At 65.8% G+C, this 26,034-nt stretch carries 19 protein-coding genes; 7 read left to right on the top strand and 12 right to left on the bottom strand.

The features are described 5' to 3' along the window. Nucleotide 1: 1 nt before the first annotated feature. A complete protein-coding gene (locus LDO26_RS00895) occupies nucleotides 2–661 on the bottom strand; it encodes an RNA polymerase sigma factor (protein WP_232129185.1) in 660 nt (219 codons plus the stop codon). 230 nt (nucleotides 662–891) lie between these two features. After that, the gene (locus LDO26_RS00890) at nucleotides 892–1,818 is read right to left on the bottom strand and encodes a hypothetical protein (protein ID WP_232129184.1); all 927 of its coding nucleotides are present in this window, start codon (nucleotides 1,816–1,818) and stop codon (nucleotides 892–894) included. Between the two features lie 128 nt (nucleotides 1,819–1,946). On the opposite strand from LDO26_RS00890, the gene LDO26_RS00885 reads away from it, so the two are divergent. The 3 genes from LDO26_RS00885 to LDO26_RS00875 all read left to right on the top strand — a co-directional run bounded on the left by LDO26_RS00885 (nucleotide 1,947) and on the right by LDO26_RS00875 (nucleotide 4,725). After that, nucleotides 1,947–2,579, top strand: a complete 633-nt coding sequence (locus LDO26_RS00885) for a GntR family transcriptional regulator (RefSeq protein WP_232129183.1) — start codon at nucleotides 1,947–1,949, stop codon at nucleotides 2,577–2,579. Between the two features lie 175 nt (nucleotides 2,580–2,754). Continuing rightward, the gene (locus tag LDO26_RS00880) at nucleotides 2,755–2,904 is read left to right on the top strand and encodes a hypothetical protein (RefSeq protein WP_232129182.1); all 150 of its coding nucleotides are present in this window, start codon (nucleotides 2,755–2,757) and stop codon (nucleotides 2,902–2,904) included. Nucleotides 2,905–2,982: 78 nt separating this feature from the next. Beyond that, nucleotides 2,983–4,725 (top strand): asparagine synthase-related protein, encoded by a 1,743-nt coding sequence (locus LDO26_RS00875; protein WP_232129181.1) that lies wholly within the window; start codon nucleotides 2,983–2,985, stop codon nucleotides 4,723–4,725. A gap of 32 nt (nucleotides 4,726–4,757) precedes the next feature. Here LDO26_RS00875 and LDO26_RS00870 read toward each other — a convergent pair whose 3' ends face one another. Both LDO26_RS00870 and LDO26_RS00865 read right to left on the bottom strand, forming a co-directional pair. Beyond that, the gene (locus tag LDO26_RS00870; RefSeq protein WP_232129180.1) at nucleotides 4,758–6,827 is read right to left on the bottom strand and encodes an Atxe2 family lasso peptide isopeptidase; all 2,070 of its coding nucleotides are present in this window, start codon (nucleotides 6,825–6,827) and stop codon (nucleotides 4,758–4,760) included. 98 nt (nucleotides 6,828–6,925) lie between these two features. Continuing rightward, nucleotides 6,926–9,637 carry a TonB-dependent receptor gene (locus tag LDO26_RS00865; RefSeq protein WP_232129179.1) on the bottom strand — a complete coding sequence of 904 codons (2,712 nt, stop codon included), beginning with the start codon at nucleotides 9,635–9,637 and terminating at the stop codon, nucleotides 6,926–6,928. A 475-nt stretch (nucleotides 9,638–10,112) separates the two neighbouring features. Between LDO26_RS00865 and LDO26_RS00860 the strand changes: the two genes are divergently transcribed. Beyond that, nucleotides 10,113–10,793: a lasso peptide biosynthesis B2 protein gene (locus LDO26_RS00860; protein ID WP_232129178.1), complete on the top strand. Its 681-nt coding sequence runs from the start codon at nucleotides 10,113–10,115 to the stop codon at nucleotides 10,791–10,793. Nucleotides 10,794–10,895: 102 nt separating this feature from the next. On the opposite strand, the gene LDO26_RS00855 is transcribed toward LDO26_RS00860, so the two are convergent. From LDO26_RS00855 to LDO26_RS00830, 6 genes are all read right to left on the bottom strand, one after another. Next, entirely contained in the window at nucleotides 10,896–11,909 is a 1,014-nt protein-coding gene (locus LDO26_RS00855) for a FecR family protein (protein ID WP_232129177.1), read from the bottom strand. Beyond that, the gene (locus LDO26_RS00850; protein WP_232129176.1) at nucleotides 11,902–12,489 is read right to left on the bottom strand and encodes an RNA polymerase sigma factor; all 588 of its coding nucleotides are present in this window, start codon (nucleotides 12,487–12,489) and stop codon (nucleotides 11,902–11,904) included. Before LDO26_RS00850 ends, LDO26_RS00855 begins: the two co-directional genes overlap by 8 nt. A gap of 268 nt (nucleotides 12,490–12,757) precedes the next feature. After that, nucleotides 12,758–13,411, bottom strand: a complete 654-nt coding sequence (locus tag LDO26_RS00845; RefSeq protein ID WP_232129175.1) for a TetR/AcrR family transcriptional regulator — start codon at nucleotides 13,409–13,411, stop codon at nucleotides 12,758–12,760. Nucleotides 13,412–13,427: 16 nt separating this feature from the next. Next, nucleotides 13,428–14,210, bottom strand: a complete 783-nt coding sequence (locus LDO26_RS00840) for an SDR family NAD(P)-dependent oxidoreductase (protein ID WP_232129174.1) — start codon at nucleotides 14,208–14,210, stop codon at nucleotides 13,428–13,430. Nucleotides 14,211–14,331: 121 nt separating this feature from the next. Further along, nucleotides 14,332–15,543, bottom strand: coding sequence for a DUF1173 family protein (locus LDO26_RS00835; protein WP_232129173.1), 1,212 nt, complete (start codon nucleotides 15,541–15,543; stop codon nucleotides 14,332–14,334). After that, the gene (locus tag LDO26_RS00830; RefSeq protein ID WP_232129172.1) at nucleotides 15,543–16,433 is read right to left on the bottom strand and encodes a site-specific integrase; all 891 of its coding nucleotides are present in this window, start codon (nucleotides 16,431–16,433) and stop codon (nucleotides 15,543–15,545) included. The genes LDO26_RS00835 and LDO26_RS00830 overlap by 1 nt, the downstream gene beginning before the upstream one ends. 967 nt (nucleotides 16,434–17,400) lie before the next feature. Here LDO26_RS00830 and LDO26_RS00825 point away from each other — a divergent pair. The 3 genes from LDO26_RS00825 to LDO26_RS00815 all read left to right on the top strand — a co-directional run bounded on the left by LDO26_RS00825 (nucleotide 17,401) and on the right by LDO26_RS00815 (nucleotide 24,214). Beyond that, nucleotides 17,401–22,410 carry a helicase-like domain-containing protein gene (locus LDO26_RS00825; protein ID WP_232129171.1) on the top strand — a complete coding sequence of 1,670 codons (5,010 nt, stop codon included), beginning with the start codon at nucleotides 17,401–17,403 and terminating at the stop codon, nucleotides 22,408–22,410. 125 nt (nucleotides 22,411–22,535) lie between these two features. Beyond that, nucleotides 22,536–22,886, top strand: a complete 351-nt coding sequence (locus LDO26_RS00820) for a hypothetical protein (protein WP_232129170.1) — start codon at nucleotides 22,536–22,538, stop codon at nucleotides 22,884–22,886. Next, nucleotides 22,883–24,214: a hypothetical protein gene (locus LDO26_RS00815; protein WP_232129169.1), complete on the top strand. Its 1,332-nt coding sequence runs from the start codon at nucleotides 22,883–22,885 to the stop codon at nucleotides 24,212–24,214. The genes LDO26_RS00820 and LDO26_RS00815 overlap by 4 nt, the downstream gene beginning before the upstream one ends. Before the next feature lie 208 nt (nucleotides 24,215–24,422). Here the strand turns inward: LDO26_RS00815 and LDO26_RS18260 are convergent, their stop codons facing one another. Together LDO26_RS18260 and LDO26_RS00810 are read right to left on the bottom strand one after the other, a co-directional pair. Further along, nucleotides 24,423–24,656, bottom strand: coding sequence for a helix-turn-helix transcriptional regulator (locus LDO26_RS18260; RefSeq protein ID WP_435594004.1), 234 nt, complete (start codon nucleotides 24,654–24,656; stop codon nucleotides 24,423–24,425). A gap of 413 nt (nucleotides 24,657–25,069) precedes the next feature. Continuing rightward, nucleotides 25,070–25,810: an AcaB family transcriptional regulator gene (locus LDO26_RS00810; protein ID WP_232129168.1), complete on the bottom strand. Its 741-nt coding sequence runs from the start codon at nucleotides 25,808–25,810 to the stop codon at nucleotides 25,070–25,072. Nucleotides 25,811–26,034: the final 224 nt, after the last annotated feature.

Genomic DNA, 26,034 nt, shown 5'->3' with positions numbered 1-26,034 from the left:
CCTAGGCATCCCGATCGCCGACCGCTGCACGGCAGGCATCCAGCGTGCGCTTGATGTACTTCTCCACCGTCTTGGGCGAAATGCCCATCCGCTCCGCCACTTCGCGCCCTGTCAGCCCGTCGATCCGGCTCAGCCGGAACGCATGCCGATAGTGCGGCGGCAACGCCTGGAGCGTGTGCGTGACCAGACGTTCGATCGTCTGCCTCGCTTCGGTGATCGCCTCGAGCGAGGGCTGGCGGGCAGGCAGCACGTCGATATCGCTGAGCGAGACATGGTGGGACGTTCGCCGACGCTTCCCGCGGCGGTGGTGCTCGTAGACCAAGTTGTTGGCGATCCGGTACATCAGCAACCGGTAATCCCCGATCCCGGGCGCATCGCGGTATTGCATCATGCGCGAGAACGTTTCCTGCGTGAGGTCGGCCGCGGTGTCCCGGTGGCCGATCCGCTTGCGAAAGTACTCGGACAACTCGTTGTGACAGTCGACGACCACGGTATCGAAGACCGAGCGCGGTTTTCCCTCGCTGGCGGATGCGGGCACATGCTCCCGGTCGGAATCCAGAGTGTTCATGCTCGGCTCCGTCTGCCGGTCGCGGGTCCGAGAACGGCCTCCGTGCACCGGCTCGTCGGCGGCGAAAAGCAGCGCGACGTTTTCAGCATCCATTGGACGCCGCCAACGCGCAAGAGCGTCGCGGCGCGAGCGCAGCGGGCTGCGGATCGAATGTGGTCATCGACGCGATCTCCGGAATGCCGGCGTGGCACAGCCGCGGAATGGCGGCCTTCCCCTTCCATTGATGCCGGATGCCGGCACTTCCCTACGGACACGCTGCAAGCGTCGCGCTGCCGGCTATTCAGCGGCGCCCGTACGACGACCGCCCTCCCCGCGCGTGCGCCCTATTCGGATGCGCCCCCGATCCACCAGGGTGCCGCCTGCGCCAACGCCACGCGAAGCTTGCGATCCTTGTCCTGCACGGCGCCGTCCCGGGTCAGCAGCTCGTCGCAGTAAGAGCCGATCACCAGGTAGTGCCGGTCGATGTCGGAGTTGGTGACGCGATGCGCCGCCACGTGCTCCACGCCACCGACGGCCAGCCATTCGGTCACCGCCTCCACCCGCAGCCACAGCCACCGGGCCAGGTAGGACCGCGCCGCGATCAGCCCGGCCAGCCACCCTTCCGGCAATCCCAACGACGCATCGGTCACGACGCTCGCAGCCCCGTGCGCCACCAGCGTCACGTACTCGTCCTCGCCAACCCTGCCTGCGCGCAGGCGCTTCTGGAACGACTCGGAATACGCCGCCCTGAGCGTGGGGACCAACGCCTGTAGGCCAGCCAGATTGCCCTGGTCATCCAGATGTCCCGCACGGGCCTGAGCATTGGCGGCACCGATCTCGGCGGCCATGCCGGCGAAGCCAGCACCCCGCCGGCCTTCCGCCACCTCGTGCAGCAGCCCGCGGACCCACAGCGTCGCCTCCGGCGAGATCAGGTCATCCAGCGCGAGCGGACGCCCCGACGCCAGCTCCGCCTCCAGGCACTCGCCATTGCCCTTCGCAAGGAACACCCGATCGGGCACGGCCGACAGCGTCGCGAGCGACCGTCGCAGCGTGTCCTCCCAATGATCGTCAGACTTGCACATCTCCATCAGCGCTGCATCGGACACCACGAACAGCGTATCGGGCGCCGCGACGTGCCGCCGCAGCGCCCCGGACCGGAACATCCCTTGGTCGATACAAATGGTTCTCATGCAGGCCTCGAACTCAAGCACACCCGAAGGCGGGACCTCGGCGTCCCGCGCCAGAGCGGCGACCCGTAGCGGACGACGCATCGACGTTCGTCGTATTGTGATCGCGTCCCGGATTTCCCGCCTGCTCGGTTGAACGAAATCTGCGAAGGTCCCGGGACGGGCCTTTTTCTCCAAGCTGGCCATTGCCGCGCGCAACAGGGAGTTCCGCGATGAAGACCAAGCCCTCTAAGAGCGTCGTCCTGCATGACGAACTGCGACTGGCCCTGCAATCAGGGAGATTCGTACCGGGCGAACGGATCGATCCGCAGGCGCTGGCCGACGAGTTTCGCACCAGCTCGACGCCAGTGCGGTTCGCCCTGCACCGCCTCGTCGGCGAAGGTTTGATCGAGGACCACGCACGCGAGGGCTTCCACGTTCCGCTGCCCACCGAACTGGTGCTGCGCTACCTGTACGACTGGATGGAGCGGCAGCTGCTGGCGGCCTGCGATCTCGGCGCCGATCCCAGCCGGATCGACCGCATGGCCCTGGATGCACCCAGACCGGACGACGACATCGTGCTGCTGACCCGGCGGCTGTTCGAGCAGATCGCCCGCTCCACCGATCACCCGTTCCTGTACCGCGCCGTCCGCCAAGCCAACGACTGGCTCGCCCCGACCCGGCATGCGAAGCAAGGATTGCTCGAGCACCCATTCGACGAAATCGCGCAGCTGTACCGGCACTGGCATTCGCGCGACCTCAGCGCACTACGGCATGCTCTGACCGGCTACCACGCGCATCGAAAGCAACTCGTGCCGCGCATCGTGGCGTCGCTCAACCAAGCGGCCGCCTTCTTCGCACAGTGATCCGGAGAGCGCGCAAGCCTTTCTGCATGCGTGTCTCATCCACCACGTTCCGCCCACATGTTTTGCAAACGCTTTGCAAACGCTTTGCAAAACATAAATCACTTGATTGTCAAAAATTCCAGTGCCTACGCTCCTGTTGTCATGGCCGTCATGACGCAAACCGCAGGAGAACGACATGGACAACACCAAAGAAACCACATTCCGCCGTGAATCGCAGGAAGACGTCATCGTGCTGGGTGTCGCCAGCATCGAGACGAAGGGCCTCCAGCCCGGATTCGCGGAAGGAATGACCGACTTCAATGTCCGGCAGATCGCCGAGGAGTGAGGAGGTAGCGTGGAGGGCGCGCCTTGGGTGCGCCCTTCGCCAATCCATGGAACCAGCTCGCCGCTCACGGGGATACCGATGACTTATCGCTACATCGTCGTAGTCGACAGCCCCGCATCAGTGGCTTTTGGACCTCCAGTCGGACTGGATGACGCCACTCTCGCCGAACTGAAAATCCGATTACGCCTCGCTGCCGGTCGCACTCGAATCTATGCGTGTATGGACACGCCCTTGATTCGAATGAAGGGCGGAATCGTCCTCGGTCATTTGTTCAACCACAACGGCGACCGCATTGTTGGGGACAAACACTTCCCCACCTTTTCTGATCACGCTTCCTGCGTGCAGCACTTGATTGGAAACTACTGGGGCGAGTACGTCCTCGTTTGGGTAGGTCATGGCGACGCCTATGAAGCTAGCATCACTCGCGACCCTTCGGGTGGAGTTCGTTGCGTCTATTCCTTCGAGGCGGGAACAGGATTCGTCACCTCCGATCCCGTGTTGCCGGAGGGATTCGGCCTGTACCGGAGGGAAGTCGACTGGGAAGGGATCGCACTAGGTCTTAACTATCCCCATGTAAGCACACAGCGCACCGCACTCATGGGAATCACCGAACTCCTCCCTGGGCGCTCCCTTCACATCCGCAATAGCGGCACCACAACGATCTCGGAATGGTCGCCGTGGATGCATGTGAACTCTGATCTTCGACACGGTAACCTGCGTGACGCAACCGAGGACGTGCGCCAGTCTGTCCGCACCTCGGTACGTGCTTGGGCCAATGTGGATCGAAAGATCCTTGTGGAACTCTCTGGCGGCCTCGATTCGTCAATCGTCACGGCCTGCCTGCAAGACACATCGGCCCGCGTGACTTGCAGCACGCTACTTACTCCAGTACCCGGTGCCGACGAACGAGAGTATGCGGCTCAAGCAGCTGCCGACCTGGGAGTTGCTCTACATCATGCACCGATGGAGTTCAACGACGCGCGATTCGAGTTTCTTCCACCTACTCACTTGGTGAGGCCACGAATCAATGCGCTCCAGTATGCGATCAACCAGGCGATTGAGCGAGTCGGCGTTGAACAGGATACAGCTGCATACTACTCGGGAGGTGGTGGCGACACGGTGTTCGGGTACCTTGGAAATGCCGCGCCCGCCGTGGACGCCCTACGAGAACGCGGCCTATGCGCGGGTATCAGCGCCATTAGAGATTTGTCCGAGCTGCATGGCTGTACACACTGGACCGCGACGCGTTTGATGCTCAAGAAGCTGATTCGAGCTCCGAAATCGCCATGGAGACCGGACTCTTCATTCTTGGATCAGCGCAAAGCTGGCTCGGTTGTGCTGGAAACACACCCTTGGCTCGCCGACGCATCCGCCGCGCTCCCCGGGGATCGCGAGCGCATCGCAAGCCTAGCTGTAACGCAAGTGTTCAGAGATACTGCACCGCGCAGTGAGCGCCGATGTCTCCGGCTACCCTTGCTTTCCCAGCCCGTAGTTGAGTCGACACTACGTGTTCCGAGTTGGATGTCGATCATTGGTGGCCAGAATCGCTCGGTTGCAAGAGCGGCGTTTGCCGACGTCTTGCCTCCCCATGTTCATGCCCGGCGAAGCAAGGGCAACTTCCTGCAGTACTGCGGCTCGATGTTTCAGAGAAACAGAGTGAGCATGCGAGAATTCCTCCTTTCTGGAGAACTCCAAGCCCGCGGCTTACTGGATGGATCGACCCTAGCTGCGTTTCTAGACTCACCTGCCTACCGGGACAACACGTTCATGCGAGTCATTGACCTGTGCATGATCGAAAATTGGGTGCGCCATCAACGCTAGTCGACGCCTCCAGCATCGGAGGCGCTTATCCATCATTCCTTCCCGCCGTCCAGTTGCCGCCAGCGCTCGTACTGCTTAGATTTCCGGGGGTCCTCATCTACCGCGCCCTGCAACCAGAAGCGAAACCAGTCCAAGTTCCGTTCGTTCGCAGCAAGCTTATGCCTCGGATGGAAGATCACATGTGGCTCATGGGGGAACACGTGCATCTCGGCCCGCCGCGCACGAATCAATGGGATGGTGTAATCCAATGTGTACGGATACTCCTGTTCCGGCATCTGGAAGAGAATCGGCACGTCGAATTTGTCGATATGGAAAGCCGGAGACAAGCGCTGCCAATGCTCCGGGGTCTCATCCGGCGCACCGAGCTGCCAGTTGCGACGCATGTTCGCCAGGAAATCGTCACCCTTCAAACTGCTCATTAGATAGTACAGCGGAGTCACTGCGGGGGCACTGACGGATAAGGCGCGGAGGAGGTCCGTGTTTGCGGCAACCCATAGCGCGACCTCGTTGCCGAAACTTAGCCCGCCCATTCCGACACGCGAGGGATCGACCTGGCCGGTTGATGCCAGCAACTTCACTACGCTTTGTACTGCCGAAATCCCTTCATCGTAGCGAGTTACCGCATCCCACTGGTGCGAGGATGCATCGATGCATAACGCAGATATCCCATGACTCGCCAGAGAGGCAAACGGCCATTGATCCCCGATTCCGCCGCGCATAAATCCGGGGCATCGATAGAAGTTCACGAATAACGGTGGTGGAGCACCGTCAGAAGTGATCGCTGGAAACAGGTAGCCTGTGAATTCCTGCCCCTCCTCATCAGACCAGCGAAGCAACCTTGGAGTGAGGATAGCCATCTGCGCATCGAGTGATTTGTTCGGCTCGAACAGTACGGTTCTATAGCCAGAATCGATGTCGATGCGTTCCAATCGTGGCGCCCGGCCCGCCTCCTCCGCGACGCAAGCCAGCGACTGCGCTGACATGCCACACGGCATGTGCCGGAAACGCCCGCCGCCCAGCACGCCTTCGCCATGGACGACCTCTTGCACCTCACCGGTACGAACATTCCATCGATAGATTGACTGCGCGAATCCTTTGCTCGGGTTGCTCACCGAGAACACCACATCATCACTATTCGGTCGCCAATGAACTGCACCGATCAGCTGATTGACACAAGCGTCTGCGAAGCACCGCTCCGGCTCGCGAGAGCGGGCATCTGTCAGCATGCTCAGACTCATTCTGCCTCGACTGAACCGATCATCTCCCTCGGCCTCGGTCAATAGCGCAATACGGCCACTGCGCGAGTCCACCGATATCACTGATGGCGCCGGCACTAGATTAACTAAATCGGCAGGTGTCAATGTTCTGGGCGGATACTGGGAAACTGATAGATCCGTGATTTCAAGAGATGCGAGCTCGATTTGTTTCCATTTATCTGTTCGATCCGACAGGACGAACGTCCAATCCCATAAGATGTCTCCGGTGTAACGCTGCGTGGCGAGACGTCCGCCAAACGACGCCGAGCGGAACAGGCCCATCGCAACAGGGGTACGCTCGTCGACCAGAATTCCACTCAGGTACTCCGCTTCCTCCGCAGCAACAACCTCTTCGCGCGAGGCCCCAATGCTGTACTTCAGAACCTTGCCGTCGGCACTAAGTACAAAATCACGTACGTCGGCGGAATCCAGGGACAGCGGCTCCGCCCGGGAGCCATTGACGGCTGCACGCCAAACGTCGATTCGGTCATCGATCATGGCACGGTAGTAGATCCATCGACTGTCGGGTGACCAGACAGCTGGGGCGGACATAACGGAACCAGCGGAGTTACGTAGAGGAACACCGCCATCAGCCACGCGCAGTGGCGGAGACGTCCCATCCATGGCTTGCACGTACCATGCCGTGTCGTACCGATTGCGTTCGACTGAAGGCACTTCGAGCCGGAAGGTTACGAATCGGCCATCAGGTGAGATCACCGGCGCATTGAAGTCGGAGATCTCGACCAGTTGCCGGGGGGAAATCGTCTGACCATAAGCAGGACTGTACGACCAAGCCAAGGCAAAACAGGCGAGGAGAGACGTTCTGGTAATGCACGTTGCGAGCATGACGGGCTCATCTGGTTCGCAGGCGCACTCGCGTGCACCCGACGGAAGCGGCTAGGCTTCTACTGGATTTTCGGGGAGGTGCACTACGCACCCACGCACTACCAACGTACGGCGACCGACAGACTGAGGAAACGACCGATGGCCGAGTAGTTGGTCGAGTCGTAAGGTGCCCAATACGGGTTCCCGACCGGGACGTTATGAAAGGGCGGCTTGCGATTCAGCAGGTTATGGGCGGAAAAGGCGATCTCCCAACCTGGCCAAGCGCTATCGCTGCGGCTCACGGCATGACGCACGGCCGCATCGAACGTTGTGAACGAATCCGTCTTCTCGTCTCGGGCGGTGTTATTGACGCCGCTGGTATAGTTGGCGAACAGCGAGGCGGTGAATTGGCCTTGTGTCCACACCCCACCCGTACGCGCCTGAAGCTTGGCTGGGTTGTAGAGGGTGCCGGCCACGTCATACCACGGCTGCTCGCTGCTGTTCTGCTGGGTGCTGTCCAGCCAACTGGCAGACCCGCGAATGGTGAGGCGACCTGCGCCAAGGTCGACCCGGTACGATCCCGTCAGATCCAGACCCTTGATCCGCTGCCTGCTAACGTTGACGTACCGCGCATCCATGATCGCGACGACGTTCTCAGGAACGTACGGAATCCCTTGAAAGAGATGAAACTCATCGGCGTCGGCAATCACCTCCGCCAGCCGTTCTGTTGACGGCGAGAATTCGATGAACTGGGCATACGCGGGGGTGCTCAGCGCTGCACCATAGTTGGTGATGGGCTGGACAACTCGATCGGTGTAGTCGATGCCAAACCACGTCAGTTCTGCTTCCAGCCCGGGCACCGACCGGGGATGCAATGCGAACGACATCGCCCATGTGCGTGCACGCTCGGGGTCGAGGTCCCTGTTTCCGCTGCTGAGCGTCAGTAGCATTGCATCGGCGGGATAGCCGACGCCACCGTAGCTAACTGGTGGAACCAGGACTGCCCGATTGATGCTGTAGCGCTGATAGAGCGTGGGCGCCTTGAATGAGCGGCCCCAGGACGCCTTCATCGTGACATCAGCGCTGGGGCCATAAACCAGCCCGAGCTTTGGTGTGACGACGCTACCGAACGTATCGTAGTCCTCGCCTCTCACCGCAGCCGTTAACGCAAGCCTGTGCAGTCCGGAGGTCGGATTGGCCGGCCCGGACAAAGGCAGATGGAGCTCCGCGTAGGCGAACCGGCTGCTTTCGTCACCCTCGACCGCAAGCACATCTGTCACGTAGTTGAATTGCCAGTAGTCATTCGCTCTATGCCCAGCACCGACGGCCAGCCGCGCATCGCCCCCGGGCAACCTAAACAGCGGGCCCTCTCCCCCCAGCTCATAGGATCGCGTCTCGTTGCACCAACACTCATTTAGACGTGACGTCAATTGAGCGCTACTGGTAGACACGTCGAACATGCGCCAAATGTGCTCATCCTTGCCCCAGGCGCCGCCGATTGAGAGTGTCCAATCGTTAGGCAACGCTATTTCTACTGAGGGCGCTACCAGCGAGGTGGTTGTCTCGGGCAAAATGCGCGAGTAGAAGTGAGCGATGTTCGTATGCCAGTAGTCGAAGCGTTGATCACGTTCAGTACGCAGCGCGTCGATTCGCAGTTCCGCAAGCTGGCCGATCGCTTGGTAGGCGCTGACCAGCCCGCTACGCACGTGGCTGCCAGGATAGATCGTGGTCGGCTCCAAAAGATGGTCGGTGTAATCGCGATTGGCAGCGTAGATGGGCTTGACAGAAGAGTACTTGTACGTCGCGAGCAGGCCGCCACCTAACCAATTCGCGCCCGCTGTCGCGTTGTACTCGTTGGTGACCATGCCGCCATCGCTCGCCGCGCCGTAGCGCGCGCCCAAGGACAGTCCCTCGAAGTCGCGCTTGAGGATCACATTGCCCACACCGCCCACAGCATCGGAGCCGTAGATCGCAGACGAGCCATCGGCCACGATCTCAACCCGGTCCACCGCCTCCACTGGGATCGCGCTAATGTCCACCGTTTGTGTGAAGCCGCCGTAGGCCATGCGACGCCCATTGAGTAGCGTCAGCGTCGCATCCGGGCCGAGGCCGCGGAGGTTTAAGCTGGATCCGCCGGTGATGTTCTGGTTCGCCAGGCCGGCAGCGCCCGTAGCCGCGCCCGCAGCGACGCCGGGATTCTGGCCCCCATTGAAGTTCTGCGGCACGCTGCGAATCACTTCACCCAGATCGGTAAAACCTTCCTCCCTAATATTCTCGGCCCCGATCGTGATGACTGGCGACGGCGTTTCCCCACCCCGGATTCGCGTGCCCGTGACGACGACCTCGCCGATCACGACGTTCCGGCGACCCGGGGTCGGCGGTGCCTGTCGCCTGTCGTCCTCCAGATCGTTCTGTCCGTCGAGGCTCGCGCCGCGGTCTGACTGCGCTGCTCCACCATTTTCGCGCGTGGGCGCAACCGTTCGCGGCCGAACCGTCGCGACGTCGCCGTTGCTGTAGACCACCTCGAGCCCGGTCCCCGCCAGCATCTGCTGCAGGGCCTCCCGCCTGTCCAGCGTGCCCTTCACTGCCGGCGACATCATGCTGCCCACGGCCTCGGCACGGTAAAGCAGCTGCATGCCGGACTGGTCGGAAAAGGCCTGTAGGGCCGCCGGCATCGGCTGGGCGGGAATGTCGAACCGAACGGGCGCCGGCGCCTGCACCGGCGCGGCACCACGCTCCTGCGCCGAGGCATGCATCGGCAATGCGCCGCCAGCCAACGCGCCGATGATGGCGGTGTACAGAGTCTTGCGGAGGATCGTCGCTCGCGTCATGTCGGGGTCCCGTTCGGGTGGGTGTCCGCGGTCGTCATGTGACCGGACGGTGACAAGGAGTCCAGGCAAGCCGGTTTCCCCCAGTCCGATATTCCTGGCCCATTCGCTGCGTCCACCATTCGACGTCTCGCGTTCACCGGATTCGTGGCCCGAGGCCGGCGGCAGACGCGAAGGCCGTACCGACCAGATCCAGCAACGCACAGCCACGATGGTGTGTCGGCCGGCCCGTTGTGCAAGCGACCGAATACCACGTGGTGAAGGCCTGCAGATGCTCTGTTCGACCTGCACGCTGCGAGCGAGGGCTGCCTTTCGGTCGCCTGGCAACCAGGTCGGATTTGTGCCATCGTCGGTCTGCGCTCGCGGGCTTCGATCGTCGCGGCATGGCGGTTCCGGCGGGGACCCGGTTTCGGCCAGGTGCTCCCGGCGAGGGACGGCCCTGGAGGAGCGCTGCGCCTCCTGCACGGGGACCACGACGATGCCGTACCGCCTGCACGACGACCTGTCCTACTGCGAGATCGACGGACACCTGGTGTTCCTGGACGTCCTGAACGATCGTTACTTCCGGCTTCCGCCTGCGCTCGAACGCACCTTCGTCGCACATCGTGACGGGGAAGGCGCGACGGACAGCGACGTGGCTGCGCTGGTGGACCGCGACATCCTCGTCGACGCGCAAGGCACAGCCGGCGGTCACGTGGCGCCGCCCATCGAGCGCCCGGTCTGCAGCGCCGTCGAGCAGACAAGCACCGCCCCGCCGGTGCCGTTGCCGATGCTCGCAGCAGTGGACGTGTTCCGGATCGTGCTGGCGACGCAGCTGCAGCTGAAGCGGCGCGGCCTGAAGCGGACCCTCGACACGCTGTCCTCGTACCGCGAGACGAGTACCTTGCAGACGCCCGCGGGCGCACCTGCCGACCAGCAGTTCCTGGAGGCCGCCGCGCAGTTCCGGCGCGTGCGGCCATATGTGCCGATCGAAACCCGCTGCCTGCTCGATTCGCTGTCGCTCACCCGGTTTCTGGCGAAGCGCCGCTTGCACGCGACGCTCGTCTTCGGCGTGACGGCGGAGCCATTTTCCGCTCACTGCTGGGTGCAGGCGGGTCGCGCGGTCCTGAACGACACGCTTGGGAACGTCTGCGCTCATACGCCGATCCGGGCGATATGAGGCACGCAGCCTCGTCCGCGGTCGCTGCCAGAAGCCGCCCTGCCCGGTCCGGTTTAGAGGCAAGACGGCAGCACCGTGTGCATTCGCGCGCGCCCACCGGCGCTACTCGACGTACACGTTGCGTTCTCCCTCGCGCCGTACCTGGAGGCCAAATCCGTCGTGCAACGCGGTGAGCAGCGCCTCGACGCCCTGCGGGTTGGTCTGGAAGCTTCCGCCGACCAGTAGCTCGCGCGCGCGGTCGCTCAGTTCGATCCGCAGCGGCGTATAGCGGCCCAGGTCCTCGGCCACTTCGCGCAGCGGACGGTTCTCGAAGTGGATGGTGCCCGTACGCCAGGACACCTCGCGCGTCAGCTGCGGCAAGGGAAGCGCGCGCACTTCGGTATGGCCGGGACGCAGGTCGGCCTGTGCACCGGCTGCCAGAAGCGACGCCGGCAGTTGCGCGAGCGCGCGGTCCGACGGTGCGGCACCGCCACGCGGCATGGCGACCACTTTCACCTTGCCCTCGCTCACCGTCACCCGCACGTCGCCGCCGGCCCGGCGATTGACGTTGAACGCGGTGCCCACGGCACGTACCCAGGTATCGCCGGCCACCACCCAGAAGGGGCGTTGCGGATCGTGGACGACAGAGAAGTACGCCTCGCCGCGGGTGAGCCGGATCACCCGGCCGTCGTCTCCGTAGGACACGCGCGCGGCGCTGGCGCTGTTGAGCTCCATGCTGCTGCCATCGGGCAGCATCACCACTTCCCGCTCGCCGATGGCGGTCTCGAACCGCGGCGACACCCAGGCCTGCCAGCCGCTGGACATCGGCACCAACAGCAAGACCACCACCGCGGCAACGGCCGTCCAGCCGCGCCACCTGTGCAGGCGACGCTGGGTGGCCGCGTGCATGGCGATGCCGAACGACGTGGCGCGCACCGACGGGCCAGCGGCGGCGAGCAACTGGTAGGTCGCCAGCATGTCCTGGAAGACGCGGTCGTGGCGTCGGTGCGCACGGCGCCAGGCCAGGCAGCGGGCGCGGTCCGCGTCCGTCACGTCGTCGGCCTGTAGCCGCTCGATCCAGGCAGCCGCTTGCCATTCGACGTCCTCGACGCGGGGAAGACGATGGATGTCACTCATGGCCTGCGTCTCCGTCCAGCAGTTGGTAGCGCCGTCTCAGGAAGACATGCGTATCGCGCAACCCGCGCGTGACGTGCTTCTCGACGGTCTTGGAGGAGATGCCGAGCTGCTCGGCGATCTCCTTGTAGGAGTAGGCATGGAAGACGCGCAGGGAGAACGCCGCCCGGCATTGGGGCGGAAGCCGCGCGATCGCCTGCCGCAGCAGGGTGGCGGCCTCGCGGGCGAGCATCGCCTCCTCGGGAGACGGCGTGTCGCCGGCGACCCCCAGCACGTCGGCCTCACCCGCCGAGAGGCCGTCGGCGGTGCGCTGGGCGCGGTCGGCGCTCCAGGCGAGATTGCGGGCGGTGATGAAGAGGAAGTTCTCGGGTGTGCGGACCTTGTCGCCCTGCGCCAGGGTGCGGGCTGTGGCCTCCTGCACGATGTCTTCGGCGGACTCTTGCGACCGGGTCACGCGGCGCACGTAGCGCAGTAGCGCCTCGCGGCTTTCGCCGAGGAACTGCGTCAGGCGGTCGTGTGCGGTATCGGTCATGGCGTTGAGGCCGGCAGGATAGAACGATCCCCCGTCGCGCGCGCGGCGCAAGGGCTTCCTGCCAAGGAGCCTGCTGGGCGCAGTTTCCCCCATATGGATTGGCGGGCCGGCCCGTTCCCCCCCAATCCCCGTGCGAAGGACCCGGCTGCCCGGCCGACGGGGGGCGGTCCAGATCCGCGGCGCCAGTCCGGAGGCGCAAGGGGACGCGCCTCACCGTTGTGCTCAGTTGCAGACAGGCGCGCGTGGATGACGCGAGCCGAGGTGCGATCAACGCACGCTTGCACGGCAGGCGCACATGCTCAACCGCCATTCGTCGCTGCTACTCCGCGTTCGGCAAGGCTCCACGCCAGTATTCCCCCAGCGCCATCCCGATCTCGCGGCCGAACTCCAGTTGGGCGATGGGATGCCCGGAGAGATCTTGATCCCGACGCAGGTGATCCGGATAGTCCGCGATCTGCCACAGGCCGCGTGTCAGTGCATAGCTTCGGACAAGCAGGTCGATACCCCTGCCGGCCGGCAGCGCCAAGGCGGCATCGACCACCGATCCGGCGCGGATCAACGCATCCGAGAACGTTCGCTTGAACGGACGCAATTGCTCCAGTGGGAGATTGGCCTCCAGCAACGCGTATCCCAACGCGTCGAGCCGCAGGAAGTAAGGACGTCCCTCGAGAAAGGTCACGAAATCGCCGATGAAGGTGGCCGCCTGCGCCGCCGCGCCTCCGGCAGCAGGTGCGAAACTGTTGGTGACCACGGAAAAAAGATCGTCCCATTCCCGCGACAGGAGGCTGGTGAAGATCTGCTCCTTGCTGTCGAAGTAGAGGTAGAGGGTCCCCTTGGCGAGCCCGGCCTTCGCGGCGATGAGCGCAACCGGAGGAAGCCGGCGGGTATCGTCCAGAAACAGCTCGAGTGCCGCCGCGAGGATGAGGTTCCTGCGCGCTTCCTTTTCGTCCTCGCCCAGCGCATGTCTCGCCATCATCCGGTCTTTTCCCTCACGATTTCAGCGCGTCGGCCATGAGCCGTGTCTGCACTCCGCGGGGAAGCAGACGGCTGACCAGTGCGGCCAGCCGGTTCATCCGGCCTGCGATCACGCTTTGGCGCCCGGCGAACAGCGCCTGAAGCCCGGTTTCGGCAGCCAGCCGCGGCAAGATCATCGATCGCTTCATGCTCTGGCTCGGCACCTGACCCGCCGCGCTCAGGAAGCCTGTGTCCATCAATCCCGGAGACAGGACCGTGACCGTGACGTTCTTGGGACGAAGTTCGGCATGGAGCGCCTCGCCGAACATGCGGACGTAGCTTTTACTGGCGGCGTAGGCCGCGTAAGTGGGGGCGGGCATGAAGGCCGTCATGCTGGCCACCATCAGGATATGGCCGCCACCTCTCGCCGCCATGTCGGCTGCGACGGCATGGGTCAGATCGGTGAGGGCCAGGATGTTGAGGTGCAGCATGCGGTCCGTTGTCTCGATCGGGCGCTCCAGGAACTCGCCCTGCAACCCCTGTCCGGCATTATTGACGAGGATATCCAGCGCGATCCCCTGGGTCATGATCGCGCGATGGAGTTCCGGAGCGGCTCCAGCCAGCGTCATATCCACAGAGTGGCTCACCACGTCGACACCGTGGCGCGATCGGAGCTCCGCGGCCAGTGCATCGAGTTTGTCCCGATTGCGGGCGGCCAGCACCAGATTGAGGCCCTGCTCGGCGAGCAGGGCCGCGAACGCCGCTCCCAGTCCGCCGGATGCGCCCGTGACCAAGGCCCATTTGCCCTTGTTATCCATGTCGCCGTCTCGAAAATGACCGCTGGTCATTTAATTGTGGCCCACGATCATTTGTCAAGCTGGGAGGCGTTGCGCGAGAGATGGGGAGCGATGTCGGAGAACTTAGGGTGTCAGAGAACACTTAGGGCACGGCAGGCGGAAACTTCGGCATAGGGGTACGGGTTGCCCAAAGCCAGCTGCCGGCCGCCGACGCGGCCCGTCGCGCCGCCGCCTGCTCGCGCTCGGGCGCGAACTCGCTGGCCACGTATAGCGGCGTGGCCGACGCCCCGGTGTCCAGCAGCAGAACCGCAGGGAACTCACTCGCACGCGCGTCGTAGCGCAGCGGCTTGAAAAAGCGCCTCTGCTGCCGCACCAGCGCGTCGATCAACGGCAACTCGTGCACGCCCTCCACCGGAATCCACTGTTCGCTCGTCAGCATCACGCACGCGGCATCGATCTCGTAGGTGTGCTCGCGCCGCGCGCGGATCAGCGCGCACAGCAGCAGGCGTGGCCTGGCGCCGACGTCCGCGACGCTAGCCTCGAACAGGGCGGCGTTGGCGCGCTCGAGCCGGGCCCAGACGCGGGCGTCGACCCAGAGCGGCACGTCGGGCATGTGCTTGATCCACACGCGCACGCTGGCGCCGCGGGCGTCGGTGGTCTTGAGCTCGCCGAGCAGCAGCGCCAGCGGCAGGCGATCCTGCGCGCCGTGCAGCAGGGCCAGCTTCTCACGCCGCCGATGCACGGTGTCGGCGTACGTGGCCCGGTCGAAGGCCTCGGGGACATACAGCCGCTGCGCCAGGTCCTCGCCCTTCACCGAGACGTCGACCGCCGCGTCCATCAGGTACTTGTGGATCACCGACTGCCGTCGCTTGCCGGCCATCGCGGGCACCCAGCGGTTGAGGCCGGCGCGCTCGAACAGGAAGTGCGTCACCGCGCGCAGGCTCATGCGCCGGCGCGGCGCCTGGACCTCCGGGGAGGGCGCGCGGTCGGCCGACTTGCGCGCGGCGCCGCCCGCGGCGAGGTGCGTCCACGGGAAATCGACCCGCAGCTCGACCTGCCCCGGCTGCGTCTCCAGCACCGCCTCCCCGACCAACTCGCCCAGCCCGGACTGGCCGGGTTCGGGCGCGTACGACGGACAGCGCGGATGGTGCTGGCTGCCCGAGTCGGGCATGCGCTTGACCACGTACCAGCGGTGCAGCGCCACGTACATCTCCACGCCGGCGCTGCGGCACAGGCAACGCGGGCGATCGCCGGCGTCGTGGACCGTCGCGAGCGCTTGCTGCAAGGCGTCGTCGTCCGCGGCGTACACCCGCCCGCCGATCAGGAAGCGCTGGACGTCGCGCTTCTCGGCCATCAGATCAGGTCCACGGTCAGCTCCGCCGCGCTCGGTCGCCTGCGCGGGAACAGTCGGCGGATGCGGCTGCGCTGGGAGATGCCGAGCAGTTGCCCGACCTGGCGCTCGTCGGCGCAGCGCGCGTAGAGCCGCGCGGCGACGGTGGCGCGCACCGCCAGCGGCGAGGCGCCGGGCAGGCCGGCGTGGCGGAAGATCTTGCGGTAGGTCTCCAGGATCGGCCGGCACAGGTAGCGCTGCTGGCGGCCCTGCGCGTAGGCGGTGATGGCGAAGCCCTCGCCGTCGGCCGCCAGGAACAGGGCCTGATCGGGGTCCAGGCCGAGGTAGGTACCCGTACTCGCGCGCGCGCCGCCAGTCGCCCGTTCGCCCAGGTACTGCAGCAAGACGGTGTTGAGCCGCGTGCTCCTGAAGTACAGCGGGCGCGGCACCCCGCTGATCGCCGCCGCAGCGGGCAGTTCCGAGGCTTCGCGCACGCTGCCGTCGGCGTGCAGGAAATCGCGGACCCGTAGCCGCGCGATTTCGAGCGGCCGGGCGCCGGTGGCGAACAGCACCAGGAACAGGGCCACGTCCCGCAGCGGCTGGCGGCTGTAGGCCCTGACCCGCCCGGCAGCGGCTACGACTTCCTCGGTGCTGTAGGTGCGTATCGGTTTGTCGGCCCGCGGGCGGATGGCCTGGTCGAGGTCGAAGTCCCCGAGCGCCAGCAGGATCGCCTCGCGGTTGGAGCGCAGGCGGCTGACGAAGGCGATCCCGCCGTCGCTCAGTCCGTCGATGCCGACGCTCTGGCTGACCGATCGCACCAGTTCCTTGATCCGACGCTCGACTGCAGTACGGGTGACGCCGTGGGCCTGGCCGACCCGCGCGTAGGTCCCGCCGTCCAGGACGGCGCGCAGCATGGCCACGGATCGCTCCGCCGATGTCTGCGTTGGTCGTTCGACGGAGGCCATGCGGTTCCTTCCTGTCTCGTCCATTCATCCTTCTCAGCCCGCGGCCCGCGACCACGCGAAACCGCCACGGAACCGTGGGGATTTCGGCGTCAGGCCCGCGCGCCGCGCGCGCACGTCCTTGCCGCCGAAGGGCAGCCGGGGTGGCGGCGACGGCAAGGCACGCGACAGCGCGACCGCGGTGCGGTTTGAAGGCTGCCCGCAGGCGTGGCGACCCACGCGCCGGCGGATATGGCGGCAGGGGGCACGCGACGGCAGATGCCTGCGCGCAGGGGCGCGCAAGACGCTTCGCTCGCCGCGCGGCGGAGCCGCGGCGGCGGCGCGGGCCGCTCGCATGGGTTGCGACGGCCTCGACCGGATCCCCCCGGATGTCTCGGTGACGGCGCGGGCCGCGGCGCGGCGCCGGGGCGCCACCATCAAGGGGATAGCTCCCCCGCGCGGCGCCGGCTCGTCCTGACCTCAGCGCCAAGCCGGGCACAGCATACAAAACACGCCCCCTCCCCGCCGGCCCGCGACCCGCAGGACTGCAGCGACCGCCGGGCGGTGCCGGGGTCCGCCTCGCGGCCACGCGCAGGCAGCCACGCTTGCGCGCCGGTTGCGCAGGCGCCTGGACCGACCGTGTCCGGCTGCCGCCAGGACGTTGCTACGTTGGACGCGCGTCATGCTCGTCAACGAGCCGTCCTGGCCGAGCCAGGCGTCGCGGTCGACACCCGCCCACCGCCTCGATGTCCGCCTCCGCGCGGCCATGCCTCGCGCGATGACGCGCCGGCCCCGTTCTGGGCCGAACGACCCGCCACCGGTTCCGTTCACCCCGCTTTCGGGGTGCGCGGACCGCGCCGCAACCCACCACTTCCATCCCACAGGGGAACACCTCCCCTGCCGGGCGCGTGTGTCCCCGCTTGCCACGGAGACATGCACGATGGCCAAGCCCATCCCTTCGCACTCGCTCTGGCTGCCGGGATTCGATCCCGACCAGCCCGCCCCACCCTCACCCGAGCCGCCACCTCCTGTACCGCCGGCGCCCCTCGCGCAGGCCGTCGCGCCGCAACCAGCGCCGGCCATCGAAACCCCGGCCGAAATCACGCAACCCGCACCGGCGGCGCCGCGCCCGAGTTGGCGCAGCACCACCACGGCGAACTCCGCGCCTGCGCCCACGTCGTGGACGCCGCTGACCGCACTGGACGTTCCCGCTGGCGCGGTTTCCAAGTTCGCAGCCAACGTCGCGGCGATCGAGACGCTGGCGCGCCTGGACGCGGAAGACCGTCCACCGCGGGCGGAGGAACGCGCGGTCCTGCTGCGCTACACCGGTTGGGGCGGCATCCCGGCGGCCTTCAACCTCGAAGGCAACGATGCGGCCTGGACCGCACGCGCCGCGCAGTTGCAGGAGCGGCTCGCCGCCGAGGACTACGAGGCCGCACGCGCCTCCGTCAACAACAGCCACTACACGGACCTGCACATCGTTCATGCCATCTGGCAGGCGATCGAGGGCTTCGGGTTCCGTGGCGGACGCATCCTGGAACCGGCGGCGGGCATCGGCCACTTCATCGGCGCGATGCCGGACGCCATCGCCGCGCGCAGCCGGACCACGGCCGTCGAACTGGACCGGCTGTCCGGACGGATGCTGCAAGCGCTCTACGGCCAGCACGGCGTGGACGTGCGGATCGCGCCGTTCGAGAAAGCGACCGTCCCCGACGGCTGGTACGACCTGGTCGTCGGCAACGTGCCCTTCGGCCACTACACCGTCGCCGACCTGAGCAACCGCCCCTACGCGGGCTACAGCATCCACAACTGGTTCCTCGGCCGCGCCCTGGACGTGGTACGGCCGGGCGGCCTGGTCTGCCTGATCACCAGCAGCCACACGCTGGAGGCGAACGACGCACGCGTGCGCAGGTACCTCGGCAGCCAGGCGGCACTGCTTGGCGCGATCCGCCTGCCGCAAGGCGCGTTCTCGCGGATGGCCGGCACGCAGGTGCAGACGGACATCCTGTTCCTGCGCAGGCGGGACGGCGCTGAAGATCTCGACGACACGTGGTCCGAGAAGGCGCAGGTGCCGCAGTCGCTGCGCGACTGGGGCCTGCACGGGTACCAGCAGATCAACCGGTGGTATGCCGATCACCCGCAGTACTGCATCGGCCGCATCCGCAACGAGAGCAACGGCTACGAGGAAGTGCCCACGGCGGTGTTCGACGGCGACCTCGTCGCCGAACTGCCCGAGCGCATCGCCCTGCTGCCCCGCGATGTCTACACGCCGGCAAAGGCAACGGTGGTGCCGCTGCGTCTGGAGCCGGCACCGGCCGAGGCCGGAGACCGCCCGGGCAGCTATCAGGTGCGTCAGGGACAGGTCCACCGCGTCGAGAACGGCGCGTTGGTCAACGTCGACGGCCAGCTCAACGCGACCGCACGCGCCCGCATCACCGGGATGTGCGCGATCCGCGAGCACGCCCGCGCCCTGCTCGACGCGCAGATGTCCGACCAGGACGACGATGCGTTGGCCCGGTTGCGGACCCTGCTCAACGGGGTGTACGACCGTTTCGTCGCCCGGCACGGATGCCTGAGCAGCCGCGCCAACGCGCTCGCGTTCCGGCGCGCCCCGGACTACCCGCTGCTGCTGTCGCTGGAGCACTACGACGAGGAATCGGGCAAGGCGCACAAGGCGGCGCTGTTCTCCCGGCGCACGTTGTCACGCGTGGTGGAACCGTCCGAAGCGGCCGAGCCCACCGAGGCGCTGGCCGCGTCGATGCAGTGGCGCGGTCGCGTCGATCCGGCGTACATGGCGGGCCTGCTCGGCGCGCCGGAGGCCGAGGTGCTGGAGGCACTGTCGGCCGGCGGGCACATCTTCCTCGATCCCCTGGAGGACGCCTGGCAGCCGGCCGACGAGTACCTGTCGGGGGACGTGCGCAAGAAGCTGCAGCAGGCGGCGCTGGCCGGGCCGCGGTTCAACCGCAACCTCGGCGCGCTGGAGGCCGTGCAGCCGGAAGACCTGCCGCCGGGCGCGATCGAGCCGCGACTGGGCGCCGTCTGGATCCCGGCCCGGGACGTCGAGGGCTTCATCCGCGAAGTGCTGGAACTGGAAGACTGCGAAGTCGGCTATTCGGCCGAGGCCGGTGCCTGGTCGGTGACCTACCCGGAATGGAAGGCCCGGCAGAACCTGAAAGTGACGCAGGAGTTCGGCACCGAGCGCATGAACGCGCTCGAGCTGGTCCAGTGCGCGCTCAACGTGCAGGTGCCGACGGTCCGCGACCGCGATCCGGTGACGGACCGGTACTTCATCAATTCGGCGCAGACACTGGCCGCGCGCGAGAAGCTCGGGCTGATCAAGGAACGCTTCGCCGCGTGGGTGTTCTCCGACACGCATCGCCGCGAGGCGCTGTGCCGGATCTACAACGACACCTTCAACGCGACGCGGCCGCGCAGCTACGACGGCTCGCACCTGAAGCTGCCGGGGTTCTCGCACTGCTTCGAGTTGCACGCCCATCAGAAGGACGCCATCTGGCGCGTGGTGCAGTCCGGCAACACCGGCCTGTTCCATGCCGTCGGCGCCGGCAAGACCGCGGTGTGCGTGGCCGCCAGCATGGAATTGCGGCGGCTGGGATTCGCCAACAAGCCCTGCCATGTGGTCCCGAACCACATGCTCGAACAGTACACGGCCGAGTTCGTGCGCCTGTACCCCAACGCCTCGGTGCTGATGGCCGGCAAGGACGACCTGGCCGGCGACAAGCGGCGCGAGCTGGTGGCACGCATCGCCACCGGCGACTGGGACGCGGTGGTCGTCACCCATTCCAGTTTCGAGCGCATCAAGCTCTCGCCCGATTTCACAGAGGAGTTCATCAAGGAGATCGTCCGCGACATCGAGCTGACCATCCGTGCCGAGAAGAGCAACGACCGCGGCAACCGGATCGTCAAGCACCTGGAGGCGATGAAGAAGAACTGGGCGGCCCGCCTGGAGCGGCTGCTGGCCGACAAGAAGAAGGACGACCTGCTGACCTGGGAGCAGCTGGGCATCGACACGCTGTTCGTGGACGAGGCCCACCTGCACAAGAACCTGTACCGGTTCACCAAGATGACCCGGGTGGCGGGATTGCCCCTGAGCAATTCGGAACGGGCCTTCGACCTGTTCCTGAAGACCCGCTACACGATGCGGCTGCACGGCGGCCGCCAGCGCGGCGTGGTGTTCGCCACTGCGACGCCGGTGGCCAACACGATGGCCGAGGTCCACACGATGATGCGCTACCTGCAGCCGAACCGGTTGCGGGAACTGGGCCTGGAACAATTCGACGCCTGGGCCGCCACCTTCGGCGAAAGCGTCACCGCGCTGGAGATCGCACCGGACGGCAGCGGCTACCGCATGCACACGCGGTTCGCTCGCTTTATCAACGTACCGGAGTTGATGTCGATCTTCGGCGAGGTCGCGGACATCCGCACTGCCGAGATGCTGGACCTGCCAGTGCCGAAGCTGCGTGGAGGCAAGGCGCGAATCATCGCTTGCCCTCCCAGCGCGGCGCTCAAGGCGTTGGTCAAGACCCTCGTCGAGCGTGCCGAGGCTGTGCGCAACGGCAACGTCAAGCCGCACGACGACAACATGCTGGCGATCACCACGGACGGTCGCAAGGCGGCGCTGGACTTCCGCCTGGTTGCGCCGGAGGCACGCTTCGACGAGGGCGGAAAAGTCGCCGCCTGCCTGCGGGAGATCGTGGACATCTGGACGCGCACCGCGGCAACGCGCAGCGCGCAGATGGTGTTCTGCGACCTGTCATCCCCGAATGCGGGCAAGCGCTTCAGCGTCTACGACGACCTGCGCCAGCGCCTGATCGACGCGGGCATCCCCGAGCAGGAGATCGCCTTCGTCCACGACGCGGCGACGGACGTGCAGAAGGCCAAGCTGTTCAAGGCCGTCCGCGAAGGACGCGTGCGCGTGCTGCTGGGCTCCACCGCGAAGATGGGCGTGGGCACCAACGTGCAGACGCGGCTGGTGGCGCTGCACCATCTGGACGCCCCCTGGCGGCCGTGTGACGTGGAGCAGCGCGAGGGCCGCATCCTGCGCCAGGGCAACGAGCACGACGAGGTGGAGATCTTCCGCTACGTCACCGAAGGAAGCTTCGATGCCTACCTCTGGCAGACCCTGGAGACCAAGGCGCGCTTCATTGCCCAGGTCATGCGGGGCGACAAGGGCATCCGCTCGCTGGAGGACGTGGAACTGGCGACGCTGTCGTACGCCGAGGTCAAGGCCCTGGCATCGGGCAACCCGATGGTGATCGAGAAGGCCGGCGTGGACGCCGAGGTCGCCAAGCTCTCGACCCTGTACTCGGTGTGGCGCAACCAGCGCTACGCCAACGAGAGCGAGGTCGGTCGGCTGCCGATGCTGATCGAGGCGCAGGAGGCACGCGTCGGAAAGTTGGCACAGGACCTGGCGCAGCGCGAGCCGCAGTCCATGGAGGACTTCGCGGTCGAGCTCGGCGGCAGGCGCGTGCGCGGCGCCGATCTCGGGGGGGACACCCTGCGCGGGATCGTCAAGGCGACGTGGGAGGAGATCCGCAAGACGCGGCTGGCGGTCGAACGCACCCTCGGACGCTTCGGGGGCCTGGACCTCGGCATCCGCGGCAACCGCCACGCCGAGGTCCCGCGTCTGTACCTGAGCGGGCACTGCGTGTACGAGGCCGAGCGTTACCAGACAGGTCCCGGCCTGGTCTCGGCGCTGTTGGCGGCATTGGCGTCGGTGGAGGAGGAACACGCCGACGCCGTCGACTTGTTGGCAAGCCGTCGCAAACGGTTGGAAGACTTGAAGCTGGAGCTGTCACGCCCGTTCGAGCAAGAAGTGCGGCTGCACGATCTGCTGGCTCGCCAGCGCGAGCTGATGGATGCGCTGGACCTGACCAAGGATGAGGCGGGCAGCGCGGGCATGGATGCCGACGCCAGCCAGAGGGCCGCCTGACCCCTTGCCCCGCGACGCTTGTCGCGGGGTGCTTTTTTTGGCATGAAGGAGACGGGCACGGGATGGCCGATCCCCATCTGCGCCTGCGTTGGACGGAGTAAGTACGCTTGGGCCCTGGGGGAAACATGGCTGGCGTCGGGAAAGATGTGCAATTCGAGGATGCCCGTCGCGCCTTGCGAAAGGCGATCAGCGACAGGCACGGTGTTGACGTCAAGCAGTCGGACTGGACGCAGCGCGTTCCCGGTAAGAGCCCGCCCGCCGGGTACGACTGCGACGGCAGGAAATGGACGGCGACGCTGCGTGCGGCCGCCGCGCTCATGGGGGAGATGGGCTACGCCATGCACCCTGTCTCCGTCAGGGATGGCGGCAGCGCGGTCTCCAAGCCATTGACCGATAGCGTTCGGCTCTTGTTCGACAAGATCCGCACGCCTCGGATCGCGTGGGCGCGCTTCCAGGTCGATCTGGAGGTCGCATGACGAGGATTGTCCGCAGTCTGGGGCTCGCCGCGCTGGCTTGCATGCCCACAGCAGCGTTGACGGCCGAGGGTATCGATCCGGCCAAGGTCTGCCCCAGGGGCGAAGCGGATCAGCCAGCGATCGTGGACCCGGTTGCGCTCGTGTATCAGGCAATCGCCAGCGCGGGGCCGCTGCAGGCCGGAATATTCGACGCCGACGGCGATGGTAACGAGACCGCTGGAGAACGACTCGCCGCGTTGTTCAGTCCAACGTACTGCAGGGGGACAAGTTCACTGCAAGGGCATGAGGCCACCCGCTGCGGGAAGGGCGACCAGGCCACGCTGGATATTGCCCAAATGAACCTCCGAAACTTTCTCGACCGCCATGTCGACATCACCCTTGTCGCCGAGCCTTCCGCCAGTGACATCAAGGACAGGCCCCTGCTGGGAAGTACAGAGTACGGCGCATACGTGCGTGCGCTCGATGAGCGCAGGCGGTTTTCGCGCATCGAATGCAAGCCACGCAGCGTGACGGCGGACTTGCCCCAGCCTCCGCACCGCATCAGGATCAGCAACACCGTCGAAGGACTGTCGCTCAGGCGTGGCACGCCATCCCTGCTGGCGGCTGTGCCACAGGCAGAGCTGTCCTACGTTGACGACAAAGTAGCCGACAGCAGCACGACCGATGTGTCCGTTGTCATCGGGTACGAGCTGTCCCGCAGTGCGGAAACCACGCTTCTCCCCTACCTCGAAGCTCGACACAAGCGCGTATCGGGTGAGGACGCCGACACCGATGCGGACACTAAGAAGTGGGGCGCCGGGTTCGTTTACGGTCGCGTTTTCGAGTCCCTCGACGAGATCAGCATCGCGCCACACTACGCCATCGACAGATCCACGGACGCCGAGTTCGCTGTACTGAAAGCCGCGTGGGCACCAGGTTTCCTTCTGAACATCGATCAACTTCCATTCGGAGGCTCCAGGGAGTACCGCAGCTTCGCCTGGAAGCTGGATGCCAGGCTTTTGACCGAAGTCGGCAAGGTGTTCGAGGTAGGCACGAGCGAGATATCCGAAGATGACGCCAACTACGTGCGCTCGGGCCCTGCCCTGTCCGCCACGGTCTGGCTGCTGTCGGACAACGTGATCCTGTCCCGTCTCAGTCTGGATGCTCGGTACAAAAACCTGGTGCGCATCGACGGCCCCGGCCCTCTGATCCGCTTCAGTGCCGGCATCAACTACTCGCCGGAAAAGACGGACCACTTCAGCCTTCGGCTTTCCTACGATCAGGGGAAGGAAGACGATACGTTGAAACGCGTGGAGGGCTGGAAACTCTCGTTCGGCGTTCGCTATTGAGGCCATCTTAGGGACAATGGACACCCGCGAAGCGTTGTACGACGACTTGCTCGACATGCTGCACGCCTACTTACCTGACCTCCAGTTCGAGCTGGGAGGCAAGCCTCGCACCATGCACCCAATTTGACGCTTCGTCGCAAGGCAAACCTGCGCCAGAGGAGTCCCCAGCGCGTGGGCCACTTGCTCGAGCTCACCTGCGTAACGGCTGTCAGCCTTGTTCCCTCATCCATCCGTCGATGTCCCGCGAGCGCCAGACGGTTACGCGCGCGGACAGCTTCAACGGTTGCGGGAACGTTCTTTCCTGGACACGGCGCCAAAGCGTGGAACGGGAGATGGGCACCCTGGCGAGCACCTGGGGCAGGCGCAGGAAGGCTTCGGGTGCTGAAGGCGGCAGGGCATCGCCGCCCGTCGAAGGAAGTTGGTTGGATGATGGGATGTGCATGATCAGTCCTCGCCGCGGCCGAAGCCGCGCATGGAGATGACCTGCTGGCTAGTGCGGCGCCAGGTCGGGGTCGCGCGCGCACGAGGATTGCCGGACACAAGTTGATCCCCGCGGGCATTCCTGCGCGGGGCCTTTGGCAGTGGGCGGGCATGGGTCGGGGGTGTCGGTGGCGTGCGCCACCGATCTCCGGGCATGCCGAAATCGGGAGGTGGTGTCTGGGCGCCGGCCGAGGCAGGTATCGTCTGCAACGATCGCCGCGCTCCAGGGGTGACAGAACACCCGGCAGTCGCGTGCGACGTCTGCGACGCTACGCCATCCGGACGTGCCGGTCATTCCGTAGGCCGGTGACGCCTGCGGAAAGCGCCCCAATGCTGACCGGTCACAGGTGGCCCGGGGCCGCCCTCGCCTCTTGGCTACGCCGACGCGCGATCTTCCGGCAGTGAAGACGACTCCGCGACGTCCTCGTCTTCGGGCACATTCTGAGGGACGTCTGTACCGGCCTCGCCGCCCACTTCCGCGCGTGGCGCGACGTGCGCTGCACGCGCTTCGCCATTCATCCTGCGCCGCAGTCCCATCGCCAGGCTGCGAGCCGCATTCGCCACGTCTCGCACTTGGCGCTTGAGGCTGGCGCGCTGCACGTCCAACGCGTCGGTGGTGATGACCTCGTGGATCTCCAGCGTCTGCAGCAGCGGCATCAGCTGGTCCAGCTTGCCGATCAGTTCGAGATACCGGCGACCCATCGATGACAGGACCCCGACCTCGACCTCCAGCGGCTGCGCGTCGTACGTCGCCGCGGCGTTGATCCCATGCGCTGCGAACAGGGCCTCTGCCCCATCGATGGCATGGTCGAGTTGCTGTGCGGCCGCCTCCATCCGATCGCGCAGTGCCAACTCGATCTTTTGGATGTCCTCGTGATCCAGCCGCGTGCGCGCGATCACCGAGATGAAGTAGGTGTTGAGCTGAAGCGTGGCGAACATGCGCACGAAGATGCGCTTGCCCTCGGCGCTGTAGAACCGCGTGGCGATCTTGACGCTGGCGGCCTCGACCCGACGGAAGTCGGCCTTGGCCTCGCGGGCCAGAATGCGTGCGTTCACGCCACCCTGGTCCAGCCGCACGATCTGCACGCCTTGGGAAGCCGAGCCGGCCTCTGTCATGACGACGCTCCCGGAAGACGGGCATCCATGCTGCCGACGCGCAGGTCCGACGGTCATGCGGAATGAACACGGATGGGCGCTCGTTTCGCCATCAGCGCGTTCCGGCCCGTTGACCCATCCTCGGAACCCGGCCTAACGTCGACCCACGCAGCAGCTGGCCCTGCGTCGTTGCCGGCCAGCCCTGGAGAGCACTTCCACCGAGACCCTCGCCCGTCGCACCGGCG

The organism is Proluteimonas luteida, from assembly GCF_021191695.1.
GTDB classification, from domain to species: Bacteria; Pseudomonadota; Gammaproteobacteria; order Xanthomonadales; family Xanthomonadaceae; genus Luteimonas; species Luteimonas luteida.
This window is presented reverse-complemented; position numbering and strand designations above follow the sequence as displayed.